Annotated in this window: 20 protein-coding genes; 9 read left to right on the top strand and 11 right to left on the bottom strand. The window is 41.8% G+C overall.

Annotated features, from left to right (window positions below; all coding sequences use genetic code 11):
* Positions 1–26 precede the first annotated feature (26 nt).
* The gene (locus AC4HAO_RS02635) at positions 27–1,193 is read left to right on the top strand and encodes a hydroxymethylglutaryl-CoA synthase (protein ID WP_491093268.1); all 1,167 of its coding nucleotides are present in this window, start codon (positions 27–29) and stop codon (positions 1,191–1,193) included.
* A gap of 7 nt (positions 1,194–1,200) precedes the next feature.
* Positions 1,201–2,106 (top strand): polysaccharide deacetylase family protein, encoded by a 906-nt coding sequence (locus tag AC4HAO_RS02630; RefSeq protein WP_491093267.1) that lies wholly within the window; start codon positions 1,201–1,203, stop codon positions 2,104–2,106.
* A 433-nt stretch (positions 2,107–2,539) separates the two neighbouring features.
* On the opposite strand, the gene adhP is transcribed toward AC4HAO_RS02630, so the two are convergent.
* Both adhP and AC4HAO_RS02620 read right to left on the bottom strand, forming a co-directional pair.
* Complete coding sequence (gene adhP / locus AC4HAO_RS02625; RefSeq protein WP_491093266.1) at positions 2,540–3,562, bottom strand: alcohol dehydrogenase AdhP; 1,023 nt, start codon at positions 3,560–3,562, stop codon at positions 2,540–2,542.
* Between the two features lie 117 nt (positions 3,563–3,679).
* Positions 3,680–4,525, bottom strand: coding sequence for an HAD family hydrolase (locus tag AC4HAO_RS02620; protein WP_491093265.1), 846 nt, complete (start codon positions 4,523–4,525; stop codon positions 3,680–3,682).
* A 392-nt stretch (positions 4,526–4,917) separates the two neighbouring features.
* On the opposite strand from AC4HAO_RS02620, the gene AC4HAO_RS02615 reads away from it, so the two are divergent.
* The gene (locus tag AC4HAO_RS02615) at positions 4,918–5,322 is read left to right on the top strand and encodes a sodium transporter (RefSeq protein ID WP_491093202.1); all 405 of its coding nucleotides are present in this window, start codon (positions 4,918–4,920) and stop codon (positions 5,320–5,322) included.
* A gap of 645 nt (positions 5,323–5,967) precedes the next feature.
* On the opposite strand, the gene AC4HAO_RS02610 is transcribed toward AC4HAO_RS02615, so the two are convergent.
* The 5 genes from AC4HAO_RS02610 to yjbM all read right to left on the bottom strand — a co-directional run bounded on the left by AC4HAO_RS02610 (position 5,968) and on the right by yjbM (position 10,617).
* Positions 5,968–6,726, bottom strand: a complete 759-nt coding sequence (locus AC4HAO_RS02610) for an SDR family oxidoreductase (RefSeq protein ID WP_491134484.1) — start codon at positions 6,724–6,726, stop codon at positions 5,968–5,970.
* 517 nt (positions 6,727–7,243) lie between these two features.
* Positions 7,244–8,227, bottom strand: coding sequence for a phosphate acetyltransferase (pta, locus tag AC4HAO_RS02605; protein WP_491093200.1), 984 nt, complete (start codon positions 8,225–8,227; stop codon positions 7,244–7,246).
* 11 nt (positions 8,228–8,238) lie between these two features.
* Complete coding sequence (locus tag AC4HAO_RS02600) at positions 8,239–9,141, bottom strand: RluA family pseudouridine synthase (protein ID WP_491093199.1); 903 nt, start codon at positions 9,139–9,141, stop codon at positions 8,239–8,241.
* The gene (locus AC4HAO_RS02595) at positions 9,138–9,977 is read right to left on the bottom strand and encodes an NAD kinase (RefSeq protein ID WP_491134483.1); all 840 of its coding nucleotides are present in this window, start codon (positions 9,975–9,977) and stop codon (positions 9,138–9,140) included. Before AC4HAO_RS02595 ends, AC4HAO_RS02600 begins: the two co-directional genes overlap by 4 nt.
* Positions 9,952–10,617 carry a GTP diphosphokinase gene (gene yjbM, locus AC4HAO_RS02590; protein WP_447451434.1) on the bottom strand — a complete coding sequence of 222 codons (666 nt, stop codon included), beginning with the start codon at positions 10,615–10,617 and terminating at the stop codon, positions 9,952–9,954. Before yjbM ends, AC4HAO_RS02595 begins: the two co-directional genes overlap by 26 nt.
* Positions 10,618–10,749: 132 nt before the next feature.
* Between yjbM and AC4HAO_RS02585 the strand changes: the two genes are divergently transcribed.
* The 6 genes from AC4HAO_RS02585 to AC4HAO_RS02560 all read left to right on the top strand — a co-directional run bounded on the left by AC4HAO_RS02585 (position 10,750) and on the right by AC4HAO_RS02560 (position 15,498).
* Positions 10,750–11,319, top strand: a complete 570-nt coding sequence (locus tag AC4HAO_RS02585) for a CYTH domain-containing protein (protein WP_491093198.1) — start codon at positions 10,750–10,752, stop codon at positions 11,317–11,319.
* Positions 11,320–11,512: 193 nt separating this feature from the next.
* Complete coding sequence (locus tag AC4HAO_RS02580) at positions 11,513–12,478, top strand: ribose-phosphate diphosphokinase (RefSeq protein ID WP_491093197.1); 966 nt, start codon at positions 11,513–11,515, stop codon at positions 12,476–12,478.
* 3 nt (positions 12,479–12,481) lie between these two features.
* Positions 12,482–13,597 carry a cysteine desulfurase family protein gene (locus tag AC4HAO_RS02575; RefSeq protein ID WP_491093196.1) on the top strand — a complete coding sequence of 372 codons (1,116 nt, stop codon included), beginning with the start codon at positions 12,482–12,484 and terminating at the stop codon, positions 13,595–13,597.
* Positions 13,598–13,599: 2 nt separating this feature from the next.
* Positions 13,600–13,947, top strand: a complete 348-nt coding sequence (locus AC4HAO_RS02570; RefSeq protein WP_447451438.1) for a DUF1831 domain-containing protein — start codon at positions 13,600–13,602, stop codon at positions 13,945–13,947.
* A 133-nt stretch (positions 13,948–14,080) separates the two neighbouring features.
* Positions 14,081–14,719 carry a redox-sensing transcriptional repressor Rex gene (locus AC4HAO_RS02565; protein ID WP_491093194.1) on the top strand — a complete coding sequence of 213 codons (639 nt, stop codon included), beginning with the start codon at positions 14,081–14,083 and terminating at the stop codon, positions 14,717–14,719.
* Between the two features lie 83 nt (positions 14,720–14,802).
* Positions 14,803–15,498, top strand: a complete 696-nt coding sequence (locus tag AC4HAO_RS02560) for a gamma-glutamyl-gamma-aminobutyrate hydrolase family protein (RefSeq protein WP_491093193.1) — start codon at positions 14,803–14,805, stop codon at positions 15,496–15,498.
* On the opposite strand, the gene radC is transcribed toward AC4HAO_RS02560, so the two are convergent.
* The 4 genes from radC to AC4HAO_RS02540 all read right to left on the bottom strand — a co-directional run bounded on the left by radC (position 15,495) and on the right by AC4HAO_RS02540 (position 19,964).
* On the bottom strand, positions 15,495–16,178 hold the full coding sequence (radC, locus tag AC4HAO_RS02555) for a RadC family protein (protein WP_491093192.1): 684 nt from the start codon (positions 16,176–16,178) through the stop codon (positions 15,495–15,497). The genes AC4HAO_RS02560 and radC overlap by 4 nt on opposite strands.
* Positions 16,179–16,342: 164 nt before the next feature.
* On the bottom strand, positions 16,343–18,316 hold the full coding sequence (locus AC4HAO_RS02550) for a PTS fructose transporter subunit IIABC (RefSeq protein WP_491093191.1): 1,974 nt from the start codon (positions 18,314–18,316) through the stop codon (positions 16,343–16,345).
* Entirely contained in the window at positions 18,313–19,224 is a 912-nt protein-coding gene (pfkB, locus tag AC4HAO_RS02545) for a 1-phosphofructokinase (protein WP_491134482.1), read from the bottom strand. Before pfkB ends, AC4HAO_RS02550 begins: the two co-directional genes overlap by 4 nt.
* Positions 19,221–19,964: a DeoR/GlpR family DNA-binding transcription regulator gene (locus AC4HAO_RS02540; protein WP_447451456.1), complete on the bottom strand. Its 744-nt coding sequence runs from the start codon at positions 19,962–19,964 to the stop codon at positions 19,221–19,223. Before AC4HAO_RS02540 ends, pfkB begins: the two co-directional genes overlap by 4 nt.
* Positions 19,965–20,041: the final 77 nt, after the last annotated feature.

Genomic DNA, 20,041 nt, shown 5'->3' with positions numbered 1-20,041 from the left:
TAAACTTGCAAATAGAAGGTAGATGTATGACCATTGGAATTGATAAGATTGGTTTTGCGACAGCCAGATATCAGCTTTCTATGGCTGATTTAGCCTCAGCTCGCAACACCGATCCTAATAAATATTCGATTGGATTAATGCTGGATTGTTTAAGTATTGCTCCTATTACAGAGGATATTGTCACTCTAGGCGCCGCTGCTGCTGAAAAAATCCTGACGGATGAAGACAAGGCAACCATTGATATGGTCATTGTCGCCAGTGAATCCAGTATTGATCAGAGTAAGGCTGCTGCAGTCTTTGTACACGGCTTATTAGGTATTCAGCCCTTTGCCCGAAGCATTGAGATGAAGGAAGCTTGTTATAGTGCGACAGCAGGGCTTAACTATGCTAAGCTGCATGTCTCAGCTAATCCACAGTCTAAGGTGCTCGTTATTGCTAGTGATATTGCCAAGTATGGCATCAAAACATCAGGAGAACCGACCCAAGGCGCCGGTGCCCTTGCTATGCTGGTAACGGCACAACCTAGAATTATCGCTTTCAATGACGATAATATTGCTCAAACTCGCGATGTTATGGACTTTTGGCGTCCCAATTATTCTGTAACCCCCTTTGTTCAAGGCATGTTTTCGACTAAACAATACCTAGACAGTTTAAAGACAGTCTGGACCGAATACCAAAAACGGCAGAATCTCAGTCTAGAGGACTTTGCAGCCTTTTGCTTTCACATTCCATATCCTAAACTGGCTAACAAGGGACTTAATAAATTGATGGACAAAACCCTTGATGATAGGGTACGGGCGCAATTGCAAGAGCATTTTGACAGTTCCATTCATTATAGCAGACAGGTGGGAAATATCTATACTGGCTCGCTCTATCTTAGCTTCCTATCACTATTGGAAAATGCTCAGTCTTTACAAGCTGGTGATCGCATCGGCTTCTTCAGCTACGGTTCCGGTGCGGTTTCAGAGATTTTTAGCGGAAATCTTGTTGATGGTTTTAAAAACATGCTGGGGGACAGCCAGCAAAAAGAGCTTGATCAACGTAAACTTATCAGCGTCCCTGAGTACGAAATGATGTTCTTTGAGGAGGCTGAGCTTGATCAGGATGGCAATGCTTCATTTATAGATTATGATACCCATACCTTTGTTCTTGATAGTATTGTCGAACATCAACGTCGCTATAAGAGGAGATAAGCAAAAAATGACTGCTAAAAATCGTCATAATCACACTAGCCGCAACTTGCTAGCTATTATCTGCCTTGTTTTTATTCTTGGGGCTGTGGCCTTTATGGTAAAGAATCACAGCTCCAAACCCAGTCAGTTGTTAAAAACGGAAAAAACACAGAGTCAGCAAACAGCTAAGACTCCTAAACAGATTAGTGAAGCAAGAAAGTCTAACAGGACCAAGGTCAATTGGGAAAAGCAAGATGAAGCTATCAAAGTTCCTATTTTGATGTACCATGCCATCCATGTTATGGACTCTTCTGAAGCAGGCAGTGCCAATCTCATTGTTGATCCTTCAACCTTCGAAAGTCATATTAAAGCACTATCGGAGGCTGGTTATTACTTTTTGACTCCTGAAGAAGCCTACAAAGCGCTATCAGAAAACGTTTTACCTAATGGCAACAAAAAAATTGTCTGGCTAACTTTTGACGATGGAGATGCGGATTTTGTAAATGCCTACAATATTATGAAACAGTATGGGGCCCACGGCACCGATAATATCATTACCAGTTATATTGATAAGGAAGGTTTTTTAACTACTGACCAGATTAAGGAAATGAAATCAGACGGCATGTCCTTTCAAAGTCACACTGTGAACCATCCCGATTTATCAGCAACGGCCGAGGATACTCAAGACACAGAACTCAGTGAATCCAAAAGATGGCTGGACCAAACTCTAGATCAAGAAACGGTCGCACTCGCCTATCCTTCTGGACGTTACAATGACACTACTCAGTCATTAGCTGAACAAGATGGATATAAAATGGCGGTAACAACCAATGAAGGGTTAGCCAGTGCCGATAACGGTTTTTATACTCTTAATCGCGTTCGTATCCTGCCGACAACAACGGCCGAGGAGCTGTTATCCACAATTTCATGGTAAAGACTTAGGGTACAGGTACTCTTTCCTTTATTATAAACGGAGAAATCATTACTGATTTACTTAACAAAACTAGGATAAACAGATGGACAGTACCGCTATCTTGTTTATCCTAGTTTTTTTCAGCTTGTTGTCCCAACTATTTCTGATAAATCGCGCTTGTTTAAGATCATAAAAAACACTCCAGTGCGAACCACTCTCCAAAGTGGATTGCTAGTCTACTTTGAAAGGGGACAATAGAGCGTTTTTCATCTATATAAAAATGGGCAGGTGCTGCCTCAGGGCTTTATCTAGTCATAAAACAGTAGGCAGCTCGATAAATTATTTAAGATATAAAGAGCCAATTTGCTTGGCGAAAATTCCCGGCAGAGAAGTAGAGTCGAATGACACCGTATGCTTGATATACAAGTACTCCTTTACCCTCAGGTTCAGACGCTTAAGCCAATTTGGTGAAATCGAGAACTTTGCGGCCTTGAATTTTACCAGCTTCCATTTCATCGAAAACGTCAGGTGCTGTATCTACCTCAACTGTTTCAACGACTGGTACCACTAGACCGCGTGCACCAAAATCAAAAGCCTCTTCCAAATCTTTGCGTGTTCCCACGAGTGAACCAACAACACGGATCCCATCAAGAACTGTCTTAACAATAGAAAGTTCCATATATTCTGATGGGAGACCTACAGCAACTACTGTACCGCCCGCACGAACGCTGTCGATAGCTTGATTAAAGGCAACCTTTGAAACAGCTGTTACAACAACACCATGACAGCCGCCAGTTTTTTCTTGAATATAAGCAGCAACATCGCCAACTTCTTTACCATTGACAATAATGTCTGCTCCAGATTCTTTAGCGAGATCGAGCTTATCTTGGTTAATATCCACAGCAACAACCTGTGCATTGAAAACCTTTTTAGCATATTGAACAGCTAGATTACCAAGGCCACCAGCACCAAAGATACAAATCCATTGGCCAGGGGCTGCGCCCGCTTCTTTAATAGCTTTGTAAGTAGTCACACCTGCGCAGGTAATCGATGAAGCTTGAGCAGGATCTAAACCTTCTGGAACTTTGACAGCGTAATCAGCTGTAACAACTGCATATTCACTCATGCCTCCATCAACGCTGTATCCAGCATTTTTAACAGAGCGACAGAGCGTCTCGCGTCCTGTTGTACAATACTCACAGTGACCGCATCCTTCGAAAAACCAAGCGATAGAGACACGATCGCCAACCTTTAACGATTCGACACCTTCTCCAATCTCTTGGACGATACCGATACCTTCATGACCCAGAATACGTCCGGGCACTTGTCCAAAATCTCCGTGAGCGACATGCAAGTCTGTATGGCAAACTCCACAATACTCAACTTTTACCAGTGCTTCACCATGTCCAATTGTTGGTAAAGCATGATCTACAACCTCAACACCATTTGATGCTTGGTTAACAACAACTGCTTTCATCTCGCTTCCTCCTATGTGCGATTAATTTTTTTGAAATCGATTACAAGAATATTGTACATTATTGCACAATCTTGTCAAGTATTTTCTGCAAACCAAGCGGGAGCTACCAAAATTCTGCTAAGACAAGAGGCCCAGACGCTCAAATCCCTTATAAAGACCATCTTCTTCAACATCCTCAGTCACCATATCAGCCATCGCTAAAATCTCAGGTCCACCATTGGCCATAGCAACCCCAATTTCACAATAGTTTAACATAGGAATATCTACCTTGGCATCTCCAAAAGCAATGGTATCTTCCTTAGTCAGCTGCAGGTGATTCAAAAGGACATCGATCGTATGGGCCTTATCAATATTAGCTACTCCTAAATCGCCAAAAAGGGCTGTCTCGCCCCTGCCTCCCCAGGTACCTGCTTTTAATTTCGGAAAGGCTGCCTTGGAATCTAAATGATCTTGATAGGAAGACAAAATAAAACTAATTTTATTAACATCATTGCGATAAAGTCGATCACCATAAATTAGGCCGTGGAGGGCATCTTCAGCCTCCAAGTTAGCAACATCTTGCTCCCTTGCCCCCTTGCGTTTAGCATAGGCTCTTATCACCGGTCTTGCTACCTCTTTAAAATTTTCACTAGCAAATAAACCGTTATTACTTTCAAGGTAAAACTCTAAACCACGCTCGTGTAGCCAATCGACAATAGCATGCGTGTCTTGTTCAGAAATTAGTTGGTGCATTAAAACATGTCCCTGATGTTCTAGGTAGGAACCATTACCACCAATCATACCGTCTAAGCCGATATCCCACAGTTCAGGCTGCACCTCAGCTCTGCTACGTCCCGTACACATATAAACCAAGTGTCCCTGAGCTCTTGCTTGGCGAATAGCCACTATGGCAGACTTAGGAATGCGATTCTCATAGTCTACTAAGGTTCCATCCACATCTAAAAAAATGACCTTTTGCTTCATAAACATGCTCCTCCATTAAGATTTAAGATACCAAAGGCTTTAAAAATTCGACTGAGAAAATATGAACTTGGACGAAAACCTTGGATTGCGAAGTCTGTTAACTTTTTCAAAGATTTAGGCTAAGTTCAATTCTGCTCCACCACACCTATTATAATGGAGATCCAGCAGCAAAGATAGGCTCTTTCTTTTAAAAACTGATACTATCCTATGATCCTTAGACTTCTCTTTCCAAACAAGTCAAAAATCCATTAAATACGATACTACATTTTTAAAAAGAACAGCCGCAAATTAATGGGCTTTATGCTAGAAGAGTTCAACAATCATAGCAGATAGATAGGCTTTACAAACTTGATTTCTTGCATTTTTTACATAAAACCACTATGATAAAGGTTATGTTAAACCACGATGCACTAAAATTTTTGAATCACTTGCCTTATCATCTGAGCTTTTATAATAAAGACTTGCAACTTGTTTATTCAAATAATTACTCTGGCGATAATTTATTTTTAAGCGAGGAGCCTTCAGTTTTACCAGAATGGGTTTGGGAAGCACTTCAAAATTCTTCTGACCACAGCCTGCATACACAGTTACCTATCGAGTCCTTTGACCGTGTTTTGATACAATCCTACCAGTTACTACACGATGAAAAGGGTATCTGCTTAGGTGTATGCTCTTATATTCAAGATCTTAAACCACTATTGACCAGCTATCTGAAGGAGAGCGGACAAGCTATTGTTAGCTGGTCTGATACGACCTCCGGTGCCTCTATCAGTGATCATCAATTTGACGATGACTAGTTTTAACCGTGAATCGTTGTAAACAAAAGAGTGCGAAACCATCACATTTTTTAATGCTGCTTGTCACTCTTCCTGAAAGGGCCTTTATCCAAAACATCTGCTTACTCTCCTGGCTTAGGGCCCACACCTCAGACAACCCACCGACAATTTGAATTTTACCTTGTACAAATGAATCAACTATCTGGAAAAGAGTTGAAGCTTGTTGACAAGGAGAGCGTTGAGCGGGTCACTTTACTCACTGCTATGCTAGTTTATTTCAAACAAAGGGAGTGGTGACCTGAAACGGTCTCTCCCCAGACCGTTTTTGACACTTGCTTTGCAAGCTTTATTTCCCGATTAAAAAGTCTCCCAGACCTTTTTAATCCACCCACGCACAACTCCAAAGGTCCGGGGGACCTTTGGAGTTTGGAGATAGGATGAACAGCGTTCATCACATTTGTTTAGATATTCCGCTTTGGCTTTGCGGGAAAAAGAAATCCCGCCAGCAGTGGTTCGGTGCTAAAGCACCTAATGAACTGTGCAGTAGTAAGACTTCTTGGTCTAGCCAACAAGTCTTACTCCCAACCACTGCGTTAAGAGTTTGTTTTAAAATAGGATACTGGACAAGTTTTTGCCCAGTCTTTTTTAATGATAGGTGCCCTGCACCTATTTTTTCTCGCGATAGACTGGCTGTGGCCCAAAACTTTGCGATGTTGGCATAATCTCAATACGATTGACATTCACATGTTCTGGTTGCTCAACCAACCAGGAAACCGTATTAGCAATATCTTCTGGGCGTATCGCATTAGCGCCTTTATAAAGATCGGCAGCACGCTGATTGTCCCCTTTAAAACGGACATTTGAAAATTCAGTACCCTCGCATAAACCTGGTTCTATATTACTAACTCGTACTTTCGTTCCTGCTAAGTCGGCTCGTAAATTTAACGAAAACTGCTTGACAAAAGCTTTGCTGGCACCATAAATATTAGCTCCAGGATAGGGAACTGTACCAGCTGTTGATCCAATATTAATGATATAACCCGACTGACGCTCTACCATCTGGGGAAGAACTTGCCGTGTTAAGTAGGTTAAACCTATAATATTGGTCTGAATCATAGTCTGCCAGTCATCAAAATTAGCTTCATAGGCTTTATCTAATCCTAGAGCCAGACCAGCATTGTTAACTAAAATATCAATAGAGAACCATTCCGCCGGTAAGCTGCCAAGAGCCGCTGAAATGTTATCTACTGACATCATATCCATCTGGAGAGGGTAAAAATGCTCCCCTAATTTTTGGGACAGCTCCTCTAATTTTTCTAGGCGTCGCCCTGTGCCGATAACACGATAACCCTTAGAGACAAAGAGCTGAGCGATAGCCTGACCAAACCCTGCAGTGGCTCCTGTAACCATTATTATTTTTGTCATATCTTTTTCTCCTCATAAAATTTTGATAATTCCTCTCATCGCAAGTCTTTTGGTCCTCTCAGAATCATTTTTGTAAATATTTTAGCTCCACAGCTCCCAATCTTTTTATTTTTAAAACTGGCGTATAAATGTTCCAAGTTTTACCCTTCTGCCATAATGTTCATGCTTAAAACAAGGGGGTGCTCTAACAACCGAGCTTGACTGGCTATGGATGGAAATAGTACCACTAATTTAATTTTAGAAACAGCTAAAGGCCGCAGATGACTTTATTCAGCATTTACTACATAAACCCAGTAAGAGTCAAAACGAGACATCAGCAATGCCTCCTTACTCTGTTTTAGCGATACAAGCTGGTATGTGCCTAACTCCTAATCCCAAACTATAGGGAAGTTAAACTGTCTGCGATCCGTCATTCATCTGATTTTTGTTTTCCTTGAGTATCACAAAACTAGAAGAGGTCGGGATAAAAATCCTGACCTTGATATACCTTTATAACAGTCCTTATCACAATAAATTTTTATTCGACAGACTGCGCCGCTGTGATAATAGCCAACTTATATATATCTTCTGCACTAGAGCCACGGGATAAATCGTTAACAGGCATATTTAATCCCTGTAGAATAGGCCCGATCGCCTCAAATATACCTAGTCGCTGTGCGATCTTGTAACCGATATTGCCCGACTGGAGATCAGGGAATATAAAAACATTAGCTTGTCCTGCTACATCACTATCCGGTGCTTTGATTGCTGCTGTTGTAGGAACGAAAGCAGCATCAAACTGGAGTTCACCATCAAGGGCTAAATCGGGCGCCATCTCTTTGGCCAGTCTGGTAGCCTCCTGAACTTTTTCAGCCTGAGGAGCCTTAGCACTTCCTTTAGTAGAAAAACTAAGCAGAGCAATCTTGGGGTCAAGATCAAAAATTTTCGCAGTATCCGCTGTATTCACAGCTATTTCAGCTAATTCCTGAGCGTTGGGATCGATATTGATAGCGCAGTCCGCAAAGATCAGGCGCTCATCAGTATTGTCCCGATTCATTAAGAAAACACCTGATGTCCGTGAGATACCTGGCTTCGTTTTAATAATTTGCAAAGCTGGCCGCACGGTGTCTGCCGTTGAGTGAATCGCACCCGAAACCATACCATCAGCCACTTCCATTTTGACCAACATAACACCGAAATAATTAACATCGCGAAGGAGCCTATCTGCTTCTTCTGGGCTAACCTTCCCTTTTCGAATATCCAGGAACAAGGACTTCATATCCTCAAAATAGGGAAAGTTATAGGGGTCAATAACAATATAGTCTTGGTTAACGAATCCTAACTCATGAAGGAGGCCACGGACCTCTGCATCATTTCCCAGAATAATCGGTTCAACCAGCCCTTCAAACTTGAGACGAGCCGCAGCTCTGACAACTCTTTCGTCATTTCCTTCAGGAAAAACAATTCTAATCCCCTTACCGGCAATTTTCGTCCTCAAGTCGCCAAATAAACTTCGTAACATGAATAACTCCTCTATTCTAAATCAGTTTGTAGGTTCATGATAACGTTTTCAAAATCATCTGTCAAGCCGGATTCGAAAAAGCGCTCCTGCTCAGTGAAGGGATCCCAAAACCTCAGGGTATGACAATGCAGAGCTTGACGCTGAATACCATAGGTCATCGCTCCTCCATAGAGATCATCCCCCAGCAAGGGATACCCAATGTGTCTAAAATGGACCCTAATCTGATGTGTACGTCCTGTGTGCAACTTGATATCAACTAAGTCAACATCACCAAAACATCCAATAAGGCGGTAACTCGTATGAGCATACTTACCAGAAGGATGAACATGACGCGTAATAATACTATCCTCATCGCGAGCAATCGGCGCTATAATTTCTCCTTGTTCAGGTAAATGTCTACCACCACCCATCACCAGAGCATAATAGCGCTTCTCAATGGTCTTGGCTTGAAGCTGTTTATCCATACGAGCATGAGCGTAGCCGTGCTTAGCAAACAGCATAAGACCGCTGGTATCTTTATCTAATCGCGTAACAATGTGAATTTGCTGGTTGGGGTACCCTTTATCCAAATAGTAGGCTTTAACAAAATTTGCCATCGTATTAGAATGCAGACTGCTCGGGATACTTGCATAACCTGCTGGTTTATCCAGCACCAAGAAATGCTTATCTTCATAGACAATATTCAAGTCATGCTGAATTGGCTCTAGGCTGTTATTTTGGTCAATCTCATTAGGAATATCGATAGTGACCTTATCTCCTATATCTAATAAATAAATGGCATTTTGTTCAATGCCATTTACCCAGATATTCCCACCTTTGAACTTAATCTTGGCTAGAAGAGCTTTAGAAATGTCGTGCCCATGCAGTAAGGTTTTGATTTTGCAGCGCCTGTCTGCCACGAATTCAAATATCACGTTTCTACCTCGCCGATAAAGGCATCCTTCACACGCTCCCAAAAACCTATATGGTTAGGTGAGGACAGAAAACTAATTTTTTTATCATCAAGGGAGAATTCCATCTTGGAAACATTGCGATAGTTGAAAGATTTATTGTCAATAGAAACGGTATAGGAACCGACTCGCTTAGGTTCAACAGTAACGACTTGACCTTTAGGTATGATAGCAGAGCTTCCCAAAGTCCGGTAAACACGATTATTAAGGCTAGCAATTTCCGTTATCTGAAAAGCTTCAACAGTAGGGTGGAGCACTGCACCTCCGATAGATTTATTATAGGCTGTACTGCCTGTCGGTGTTGATACAGTTAGTCCATCCCCACGAAAACGTTCCAGCTGAGTCCCGTTGATAGCGATATCAGCCACCATGGTTTTTTCTAATCGTCGCAGGCTAGCCTCATTTAAAGCTCTAGCTGTCACCACCCGTCCGTCTGCCATGGTAACTGTCACGCGCAAAAGAGGGTAGGAGATTTTCTCACCTCGATCAGTACGTAAGTTTTTCAAAAACTCGTCCACTTCAAAATCACGATAATCGGTATAGAAACCTAGATGTCCTGTATGAATACCGACAAATCGCACTTTGTCTAAAGATTTTTCATACATATGAAAGGCGGATAAAAGCATTCCGTCTCCCCCAACAGAAATTACAATATCAGGATTTTCCTTACTTAGATAAAAATCATGATCATGCTTGAGGGCACTAAAAACCTTTGACGCCACTCGCTTACTCTGATATTTCCCATTAGCGATAATGGCGACCCTAGCTTGAGGCTTACCTGTATAATTCATCTGTGTCATCACTGTTTCCCACACCGTCACTTAATTTTCTGCTTACTGGGTCGAATAGAAGCTGAGCTTCCTTGATGTCATCTCGGATTTTGCGCATCTCTTCATCTAATTCGCGAGCAATACGAGAGGTGACCTCTAAACGTTGTTTAATCTCCTCTGGAAAGTCGCCCTGATATTTATAATTGAGAGAATGCTCAATCGTAGCCCAAAAATTCATGGCCAAAGTCCGTATCTGAATCTCGGCTAAAACCTTCCTCTGCCCTTCAATGGTATCAACAGGGTACTCAATAATCACATGGTAAGAGCGATATCCGCTGGCCTTACGATTATTAATGTAGTCGCGCTCTTGTACAATACGCATATCATGACGCCGACGAATCAGTTCCAACACTTCCTGAACGTCATCTACAAACTGCACCATGATACGAATACCAGCAATGTCCTGCATATCTTCTGCTAGGTGCTTCTCTTTAATCGCACGGAGAGCCATTTTTTCTTTGATGCTTTCAATAGGTTTAACGCGGCCTGTGACAAACTCAATTGGCGAATGGCGGTTTTGTTTACGAAACTGCTTACGAATACCACGAAATTTAATTTTTAATTCGCCAACAGTCTGAATATAGGGGTCTAAAAAGGCTTCCCATTCCATAATTATTTTTTGTTAAACTCCTGTTTTTACAAGGGGCATTTACAGTCAAATCTTGTAAAAACCCCCACTTTTTTATAGAATTATTTTAATCAGTATTATACCATAAATAGGTCTGCAAAGGAAAATCATGACATGAACCACTTGGAAATAGAATATAAGACTATGCTCAATAAGGCAGAGTTTCAGCGCATGGAAGCTCTCTTTTCGCACATCCTTCCAATTACCCAAACCAACTACTACTTTGACACTGATAATTTTACTATGCGTCAAAAGCGCCTGTCCCTTCGGATTCGCACTTTTGATAAGAGGGCTGAAATGACCCTAAAGATCCCTGAGCCAGTGGGAACTTTGGAGCATAACCTCGATTTATCACGCGAACAAGCACGTACGATTATTGAATCCTGTGATTTTCCTGACAATGCCATAAAAGATTTGCTGATTCAACGCGGTATTGACTGTGGCCAGCTCAAAAATTTAGGTCATTTAACAACTATTCGACGTGAGAAAGAAACGCCAATCGGTCTCATGGCTCTCGATAAAAATAACTATTCCGGCCGAATTGACTACGAGTTGGAATTAGAAGTCAAAGAGGCCCAACAAGGGAAAGCAGATTTCGAAACTTTTCTAGCTGAACATGGTATTGATCTCAAATATGCTAAAAGCAAGGTGGCACGCTTTTGCTCAACCTTAAAAACTAACTAATCTTACACTAAAATAGTAAAGACAGGCTGAAAAAATCAGCCTTTTTTGATACAATGAAGAAGGTAAACTTTTAACATATGGCTCTTGGCGCTTTATCAGTCTGATTTTTTATTATGGGACTATTATAATCTCATCTAGACAATCTAAAAGAACCGAGAGCTTTGCAGTTAGAACAAGGAGAGCTATTTTTACTATGGCAGCAGCGAGCACCCCCAAATTATTTTCGTTAACGTCTAATACCGCAATTGCTGAAAAAATTTCCAAGGCATCTGGTATTCCTCTCAGCAAATTGTCATCTAAGCAGTTTTCAGATGGCGAAATTATGATCAATATTGAAGAAAGTGTACGTGGTTTTGATATCTACGTTATCCAATCTACCAGTCTTCCTGTCAATGATAACCTCTGGGAACTATTGATTATGATTGATGCCTGCAAACGAGCTAGCGCAAACTCGGTTAATGTTATCATGCCCTACTTTGGCTACGCTCGCCAAGATCGCATCGCTCAACGTCGTGAGCCAATCACAGCCAAGCTAGTTGCTAATATGTTAGTCAAGGCAGGAGCCGATCGTATTCTAACACTTGATCTGCATGCGGTTCAAGTTCAGGGATTCTTTGACATTCCTGTTGACAATCTTTTCACTGTTCCCTTATTTGCGGATCGTTATGCTCATAAAGGGCTTACGGGTTCTGATGTCGTTGTGGTTAGTCCGAAAAACTCTGGTATTAAACGAGCGCGCAGTTTAGCAGAATATTTAAATGCTCCTATTGCTATTATTGACTATGCTCAGGATGATGCCCAGCGTGAAGAAGGCTACATCATTGGTGAAGTTATCGGTAAGAAAGCTATTCTTATTGATGATATCCTAAATACCGGTAAAACTTTTGCCGAGGCGGCTAAAATCGTTGAACGTGAGGGAGCTTCTGAAATCTATGCTGTAGCCAGCCACGGTCTTTTTGCTAGTGGAGCAGCTGATATCTTAGAGGCTGCTCCGATCAAAGAAATTCTTGTTACTGATTCTGTTGTAACTAAAGAGAGAATCAGCAGTAACGTCACCTATATTTCAGCTAGCAAACTGATTGGAGATGCCATCACCCGTATCCATAACCACCAACCACTCAGTCCACTCTTTACTTACACTGCAGACAGTGAGGTTTAACAAATGATTTATCTCGATAATGCTGCGACAACTCCACTAACCCCAGGTGTTATCGAATCTATGACAAAAGTGATGACCGAAACCTTTGGAAATCCTTCCAGCATTCATACCTACGGGCGGCAGGCCAACCAATTACTGAGGGATAGCCGTCATGTCATTGCACAGTATTTAGGTAGTCAGGCTAATAAAATTATCTTTACATCTGGCGGTACTGAGAGTAACAATATGGCGATTCAGGGCTATGCTCTGGCCAACCAAGATAAAGGGAAACACCTTATTACAACCGCTGTTGAGCACCATTCTGTCTTGCATGTCATGCAATATCTTGAGAAGCGCTTTGGTTTTGAAGTTACTTACTTACAGCCAGATGAAAACGGTCAGATTACACCAAATTCCCTATCTAAGGCCTTGCGCGAGGACACTATATTAGTCAGTGCCATGTTTGCTAATAATGAAACTGGCACTCTTTTGCCCATCGCTGAGTTCGGTAAAATTTTAGTAGATCACCAAGCTGTTTTTCATGTTGATGCTGTTCAAGCTATAGGCAAGGTGAAAATTATTCCAGAACAGCTGGGTATCGATTTTCTTTCTGCTTCTGCCCATAAATTTCATGGTCCCAAAGGGGTGGGGTTCCTTTACGCACAGCCTCATTATATAGATAGCCTACTGCATGGTGGCGAACAAGAAAATAAGAAGCGGGCCAGCACTGAAAATATAATTGGTATCGCTGGTATGGCTCAAGCACTTAGAGAAACCCAAGAGTATTTAGAACAAAATTTCCAAAAGGTCAGTCAACTGCGTCAAATCTTCTTATCCAAGATAGAAGGCCTTGATTATTACCTAAACGGTGGGAATACTGCTATGCCCCATGTCATCAATATTGGCTTTCCTAATGTCAATAATGGACTGTTACTAACACAGCTGGACTTGGCTGGATTTGCAGTTTCGACTGGTTCTGCCTGCACTGCAGGTACAGTCGATCCTAGCCATGTTCTAACAGCTCTGTACGGAGCTGATTCACCAAGATTACAAGAATCTATTCGCATTAGTCTTTCAGAATTAAATACAGCTGAAGACCTACAGCTTTTAGCCCATCAAATAAAGGAGCTTATCAAATAATTATGGCTTTTGAAAAAACGATCTATCTTCCTGATTGTCACTACAGCTACTCTATTAACCCTAATCTTAAGAAGTACACCTTGGGTGATATGACCTTTACCCAGAACAAGCTAGGCCACTACGAACTGAATCGCCTTTTGGAGGAAATTCCAAATTCTGGTAACGGCTTCCCACTTAAAATTACGATCAATAAGGACTTACAATCTTTCAAACTTATTATTACGGATCAGTCTGGCTTGCGGCAGGTTAACATTTTTAAGACGGATAAAACGCGTATTATTCAAGATAAATTCTATTTCTTAATGGATAGCTTGGTTGAGCGCGATGTGTTCACTAAAACGGAGATTTAGTCTTTTTGTGAATCGATAAAAGAATTCGATGATAACCATAGGATTTTTTTATCACTAATTTGTTGCAGTTTTCACAAACTTATTCTACAATTAAGGTAGTATTGAACTCTAAAGGATTGGAGATATAGTTTCTATGGCTATTGATAAATCTATTCCTAAGGCTACGGCCAAACGTTTGTCGCTTTACTATAGAACTTTCAAACGTTTTTATGCTGAAAATATTGAAAAAGCTAGCTCTAAGCAGATTGCTGAAGCGATTGGGATTGACTCTGCCACCGTTCGTCGAGACTTCTCTTATTTTGGAGAATTAGGGCGCCGAGGATTTGGCTATGATGTTAGAAAATTAATGAATTTTTTTGCCGATATTCTTCACGATCACTCTATCACAAATGTAGCTTTGGTAGGCTGCGGGAATATGGGGCGAGCCTTGCTCCACTACCGCTTCCATGAACGCAATAAAATGAAGATTATTATGGCTTTTGATACCGATGATAATGTACTTGTAGGCACAAAAACCGATGACGATATTCCTATTTATGGTATCTCGACTATAAAAGATCGCTTGGATGGTGCTGACTGCCATACCGCCATTCTAACAGTTCCCAGTGTTAAGGCGCAGGAGGTCTCAGAGCAATTAGTCCAATCTGGTATCAAAGGTATTCTTAGCTTTTCACCTGTTAACCTTAGTCTTCCTAAGGGCGTATTTGTCCAGTATGTTGATTTAACTAGTGAGTTACAAACCCTCCTGTATTTTATGAATCAGAGCCAATAATTACCTAACATTGACATGACTGTTCCAGAACCCCGATCCTATTTTCGACTTATGTTACCCAATTCTTATCTAGGAGGTTGCCTATGAAATCAAAGCCTATTATCGGCATTACTACTAATGAAAGACCCAATCCCAATGATGATATTCCTTGGAGCTACGCTCCAACAGGCTTTGTTGAGGGTGTCAAAAAAGCCGGCGGTCTCCCGCTTTTATTCCCTATTGGAAAAATAGAAGATGCCAAGCCCTATGTCTCTATGGTTGATAAAGTCCTCTTAATCGGCGGTCAAAATGTGGATCCCGACTTTTATCACGAAGTGAATCAAGCTAGCGATAATGATTTTTTGCGGCGTCGAGATGATTTTGAATTTGCGATTATTGATGAGGCAATTCGTCAAGAAAAACCTATTTTTTCTGTCTGTCGCGGCACCCAGCTGATGAATGTTGCATTGGGAGGCAGTCTCAATCAAGCAATAGAGAATCACTGGCAAGATAAACCGTCAGACTACCTCTATCATGATATGGCGGTTAAAGATCATACTAGGTTAGCTGAGATTTATGGTACTCAAAGCTCTATCAATTCTTTTCATCACCAAAGTATCAAGGAACTTTCTCCTTTTTTAGATGTTATTGCTGAAGATCCAAACGATCAAACGATCGAGGCCGTTGAATCTAATCACCCCGACATCCACTTCATGGGTGTGCAATGGCACCCGGAATTGCTTATTGGTAACCGAAAAGCCGATCAGGAACTCTTCAACTATTTTGTCAATGAACTTTAAATAATAAGGTCCGTTTCTTCTCGAAAGCTATAATAACTACCTGAACCAACGATGATGTGATCTAGGAGTTCTACCCCCAGATCATCACAGCATCGTTTTATTTTTTTCGTAAAGGTGATATCATGCTGACTAGGGTTAGACTGTCCAGACGGATGGTTATGGGCAATGATAACTGAAGTTGCCATAACCTTGCAGGCATAGTGCAAAATCTCCCTTGGCTCAGCAATTGAATGACGGACACTGCCAATAAAAATTGTTTGTTGCTTAATCAGACGATTTTGTGTATCTAAATAAAGAGCAACAAGATGTTCTTGACGTTTATCCCTTAAATCAGCAATCATTTTCTTTGCTAGCTGCTCACTGGAAATAATACGTTCGCCCGAAGTGTTCGCAGCTTGGTTAACTCTTTTAGCAAATTCTAACATAGCCTTAATTTCAATGGATTTCACACGACCAATACCAGAAATTGCCTGTAATTCTTCCAAAGATAGCAACCGAAAATCTGCTAGGTTATCTAAAGCTTCTAAAATATTATTGGCTAAGGATAAAACATGCTGCTGCTTAGTCCCAGTTCTCAATAAAATTGCTAATAATTCTTGATTGCTCAACTGTTCTGCCCCTTGAGCTAATAGACGCTCTCGGGGACGTAAAGTATCCTGATGAATTTCAATAGTATACATAAAGTTCCTCCTACCTTTTAATTCGTAAGATAAAAAAAGAAGAGAGAATTTTAGCATAGTTGATTCCATAAAAATAGGACCCACATAATCATTCTCACTGAGAGCCTTAATTAACTTAAAGAAAAAATCCTCGCCTTTCAACGAGGATTTTTATAAGGAAAGTCTCAGGCTCCTTGTTCTTTACGAAGAGCGCCAAAGATGATACCGGACACTACTGCACCAAGAGCAACGTAAACAAGGTAGAGCCACCAGTTAGTCGTTAGGGCAACGACAAATATACCACCATGGGGAGCCATCAGTTTGATACCAGAAAGACCAACTAGAGCACCTGTAAGGGCAGAACCAACCATAAAGCTTGGGATAGCACGTCCTGGATCAGCTGCGCCAAATGGAATGGCACCTTCAGTGATAAAGGAGAGTCCCATCACAATATTAGTTAAACCAGAATCGCGTTCTTCTTGGCTAAATTTATTAGGGAAGATACGAGTTGCCACAAAAACGGCAAGTGGTGGAACCATACCTGCAGCCATAACAGCCGCCATAACTACTGAACCACCATTGGACAGAGCATCTGCAGTTAAAGTCCCTGTCCCAAAAATATAAGCTGCCTTATTAAATGGTCCACCCATATCAATAGCCATCATAGCTCCAACGATAAGGCCCAGCAAGACGGCAGAACTACCTGACAGGCCTTCTAGGAAGTTATTGAGAGCAGTATTAATGGCTCCCATTGGGATGTTGACTAGAAGCATCAAGAATCCTGTAATAGCAACACCAAGCAAGGGTAAAAGCAAGATAGACTTAATACCTTCTAAAGAACGAGGAACCTTGACGTACTTTTTAAGTAAAAGTGCTACCCCACCAGCAATGAAACCACCAACTAGGGCACCTAGGAAACCAGATGGAATTAAGTTAGGATTTTGAGCAGCTTTGCTACCTGAGAAATAAGCAACCGTATTGATCGCATACCCATTAGAAGCGATGAAGCCAGCTGCAAATCCTGAGGCCAAACCAGGCTTTTCAGCAATCGAATAGGCAATATAACCTGCTAGCACTGGCAACATAAACCCAAAAGCGGCATTACCAATCTGCTTGAAGATGGCGGCCGATTGGTGGTAAACACCAAGATTACCAAGCTGGTCTTGAGGGACACCAAGGATGTTATCAATTAAGAAAGCCAAAGCAATCATGATACCACCGCCAATAACGAATGGCAGCATTTGTGATACTCCACTCATAAGGTGTTTATAGAAAGCCGAACCTAGCCCTTGCTTTTCGCCCTCATCAGCTGAAGCAGTTGCCTCGCCTTGAGCTGCTGTATATGTTTCAGCCTTACCGTCCAAAATGGTGTTAATCAGTTCTTCAGGTTTCTTAATACCTTCGGCAACAGGTCGAGAAATCAGTTGCTTGCCATCAAAACGAGCCATTTCAACAGCTTTATCGGCTGCTACAATGACACCCTTGGCACGCTTGATTTCATCTGCAGTTAAGGCATTACCGACACCGGACGCGCCATTCGTTTCAACACGAACGGTAACTCCCATCTCTTCACCTTGTTTGATAAGGGCTTCTTCGGCCATATAGGTATGGGCAATACCGGTGGTGCACGCTGTAACAGCGACAACCAATGGCTTATCATCAGATGCAGCCTGAGCTGGCTGTGCAGCGGCTTCTTCCTTATTTTCTTCTTCCGCCTGATCAAAAGTCGCAATGACTTCCTCTGGGGTTGTTACCTGACGCAACTTATCAGCGAAGCCATCCTTCAGCAAATACTTAGATAACTCAGCTAGGGCGGCCAAGTGCGTATCATTGGCGCCATCCGGCGCTGCAATCATGAAGAATAAATCTGTTGGCTGACCATCAAGTGCTTCATAGTCGACACCGTTTGCTGATTTAGCAAAGAGAACCGTTGCTTCCTTAACAGCTGCATTTTTGCTGTGTGGCATAGCAACTCCATCGCCTAAGCCAGTCGATGTCTGTGCTTCACGGTTCATAATACCTTCTTTGAAGGTGCTAAAATCCGTTACGATTCCTTTATCCACCAAGCTATTGATCATTTCATCAATAGCAGCTTCTTTGGTAGTCGCCTGCAAATCAAGCAACATGACCTCTTTTCTTAGGAGATCTTGAATTTTCATAGTTTTTCTACCTCTACTTTTTGATATGTTTCCTCTATAAACTCAATGCTAGCTAGATCGTCTGAGAAAGCTGTTGATGTTCCGCAGGCAACTCCCCACTTAAGCGCCTCAACCGCATCCTTGGTTCGGACAAATTGACCTGTGAAACCTGCTACCATAGAATCACCCGCACCAACAGAGTTTTTCACCTCTCCTTTGATCGGTTTAGCAAAGTAGGCGGCCTCTGGTGTTACCAAAAGAGCACCATCCCCTGCCATAGAAATGATAACATTTTGAGCTCCTTTAGCTAGGATTTCTCGTGCATACTTTTCAACATCAGCGAGGCCATTTAGTTTAACATCAAAGATCGCCTCCAACTCGTGATTATTGGGCTTGACCAAAAGGGGCTGGTATTCCAAAGCATCCAGCAAGGTTTGACCTTCAAAATCACAGACGACCTGAGCTCCTGTCTCTCTGGCAGTAGGAATCAAGCGTTTGTAAACCTGATTACCAAGGTTGGCCGGAGCTGAACCTGCAAAGACAACGGTATCATCAGACGTTAGCTTACTAAGAAATTCCTCTAGCTGGGCCAGCTGATGAGGTGTTACCTGAGGACCAGGGCCGTTGATTTCTGTTTCAGCGTCTGCTTTAATCTTAACATTGATCCGCGTATCCTGATCAACGGCTATAAATTTAGTCCTAATGCTTTCAGCAAGTAAGCCATCTTCAACGAACTTGCCTGTGAAACCACCGATAAAACCTGTTGCTGTGTTATCAATACCTAAACGCTGCAGGATACGGCTGACATTAATACCCTTTCCCCCTGCAAATTTATCATCGCTATCCATGCGGTTAACATTACCTATAACGACATGATTTAGACGAACGATATAGTCGATGGAAGGGTTGAGGGTTACTGTGTAAATCATACTTCTATCACCTTCGTTTTTTCTTTTAAAGTATCGACGATTGCCTTTGAAGACTGGTTAATAATCACAGTTACATCAGACAGCTTAGCAAATTTAGCAAAGGCTATCTGATCTAATTTGGTACTGTCTGTCAGCACGAAGGTCTCCTCACTGCTAGCAATAACAGCCTGTTTGATAGTAGCTTCATAGATATCAGGGGTTGTAAGATTTTCATTATCTATCCCGTTAGTTCCCAAAAAAGCCTTATCAAAGTTGAACTGACTGATCTGATTAAAAGCGATGGGACCGATATTGGCATCCGTGGCCCACTTGAGCTCCCCTCCAATAATAATGGTGGGGATCTTCTTATCCGCCAGCTTAATAGCGTGGTGGGGAGAATTGGTCACAACCGTTATATCCGTCCTAGTCAATTCATCAACCAAGAGTTCATTTGTTGTTCCAGCCTCAATAAAAATGACTTCATTTTCATCAATCAAACTCTGAGCCTTGTGGGCAATCAGCCTTTTTTCTTGAACATTCTTGATAGACTTTTGCTGAACACTGAGCTCTTCTTGTAGGCTATGCAGTTTTTCAGCACCGCCATGGATCCGATGGAGCTTACGTTCAGCCTCCAACTCGTCCAAATCCCGACGCACCGTTGATTCAGAAGTCTGTAAAAGGCTCACTAAACTATCTAAAGTAACGAAGTTCTGATCATGAATCTTAGCCATAATCAGATTTTTACGTTCTGACTTGAGAATACCAGCACCTCCTTTGCAATCGTTTACAATCTCCATTATAGGCTAATTTCATTCAATGTCAAGCATTTTCTACCAAA

This window comes from Streptococcus sp. ELY_137 (assembly GCF_058314515.1).
Note: the sequence above shows the minus strand (reverse complement) of the source record. Positions and strands in the feature narration are given on the sequence as shown.

Coding starts and splice junctions, on each gene's coding strand:
- AC4HAO_RS02635 (WP_491093268.1), top strand. CDS start 27: ATGACCATTGGAATTGATAAGATTGGTTTTGCGACAGCCAGATATCAG.
- AC4HAO_RS02630 (WP_491093267.1), top strand. CDS start 1,201: ATGACTGCTAAAAATCGTCATAATCACACTAGCCGCAACTTGCTAGCT.
- adhP (WP_491093266.1), bottom strand. CDS start 3,562: ATGAAAGCAGTTGTTGTTAACCAAGCATCAAATGGTGTTGAGGTTGTA.
- AC4HAO_RS02620 (WP_491093265.1), bottom strand. CDS start 4,525: ATGAAGCAAAAGGTCATTTTTTTAGATGTGGATGGAACCTTAGTAGAC.
- AC4HAO_RS02615 (WP_491093202.1), top strand. CDS start 4,918: ATGTTAAACCACGATGCACTAAAATTTTTGAATCACTTGCCTTATCAT.
- AC4HAO_RS02610 (WP_491134484.1), bottom strand. CDS start 6,726: ATGACAAAAATAATAATGGTTACAGGAGCCACTGCAGGGTTTGGTCAG.
- pta (WP_491093200.1), bottom strand. CDS start 8,227: ATGTTACGAAGTTTATTTGGCGACTTGAGGACGAAAATTGCCGGTAAG.
- AC4HAO_RS02595 (WP_491134483.1), bottom strand. CDS start 9,977: ATGACACAGATGAATTATACAGGTAAGCCTCAAGCTAGGGTCGCCATT.
- yjbM (WP_447451434.1), bottom strand. CDS start 10,617: ATGGAATGGGAAGCCTTTTTAGACCCCTATATTCAGACTGTTGGCGAA.
- AC4HAO_RS02585 (WP_491093198.1), top strand. CDS start 10,750: ATGAACCACTTGGAAATAGAATATAAGACTATGCTCAATAAGGCAGAG.
- AC4HAO_RS02580 (WP_491093197.1), top strand. CDS start 11,513: ATGGCAGCAGCGAGCACCCCCAAATTATTTTCGTTAACGTCTAATACC.
- AC4HAO_RS02575 (WP_491093196.1), top strand. CDS start 12,482: ATGATTTATCTCGATAATGCTGCGACAACTCCACTAACCCCAGGTGTT.
- AC4HAO_RS02570 (WP_447451438.1), top strand. CDS start 13,600: ATGGCTTTTGAAAAAACGATCTATCTTCCTGATTGTCACTACAGCTAC.
- AC4HAO_RS02565 (WP_491093194.1), top strand. CDS start 14,081: ATGGCTATTGATAAATCTATTCCTAAGGCTACGGCCAAACGTTTGTCG.
- AC4HAO_RS02560 (WP_491093193.1), top strand. CDS start 14,803: ATGAAATCAAAGCCTATTATCGGCATTACTACTAATGAAAGACCCAAT.
- radC (WP_491093192.1), bottom strand. CDS start 16,178: ATGTATACTATTGAAATTCATCAGGATACTTTACGTCCCCGAGAGCGT.
- AC4HAO_RS02550 (WP_491093191.1), bottom strand. CDS start 18,316: ATGAAAATTCAAGATCTCCTAAGAAAAGAGGTCATGTTGCTTGATTTG.
- pfkB (WP_491134482.1), bottom strand. CDS start 19,224: ATGATTTACACAGTAACCCTCAACCCTTCCATCGACTATATCGTTCGT.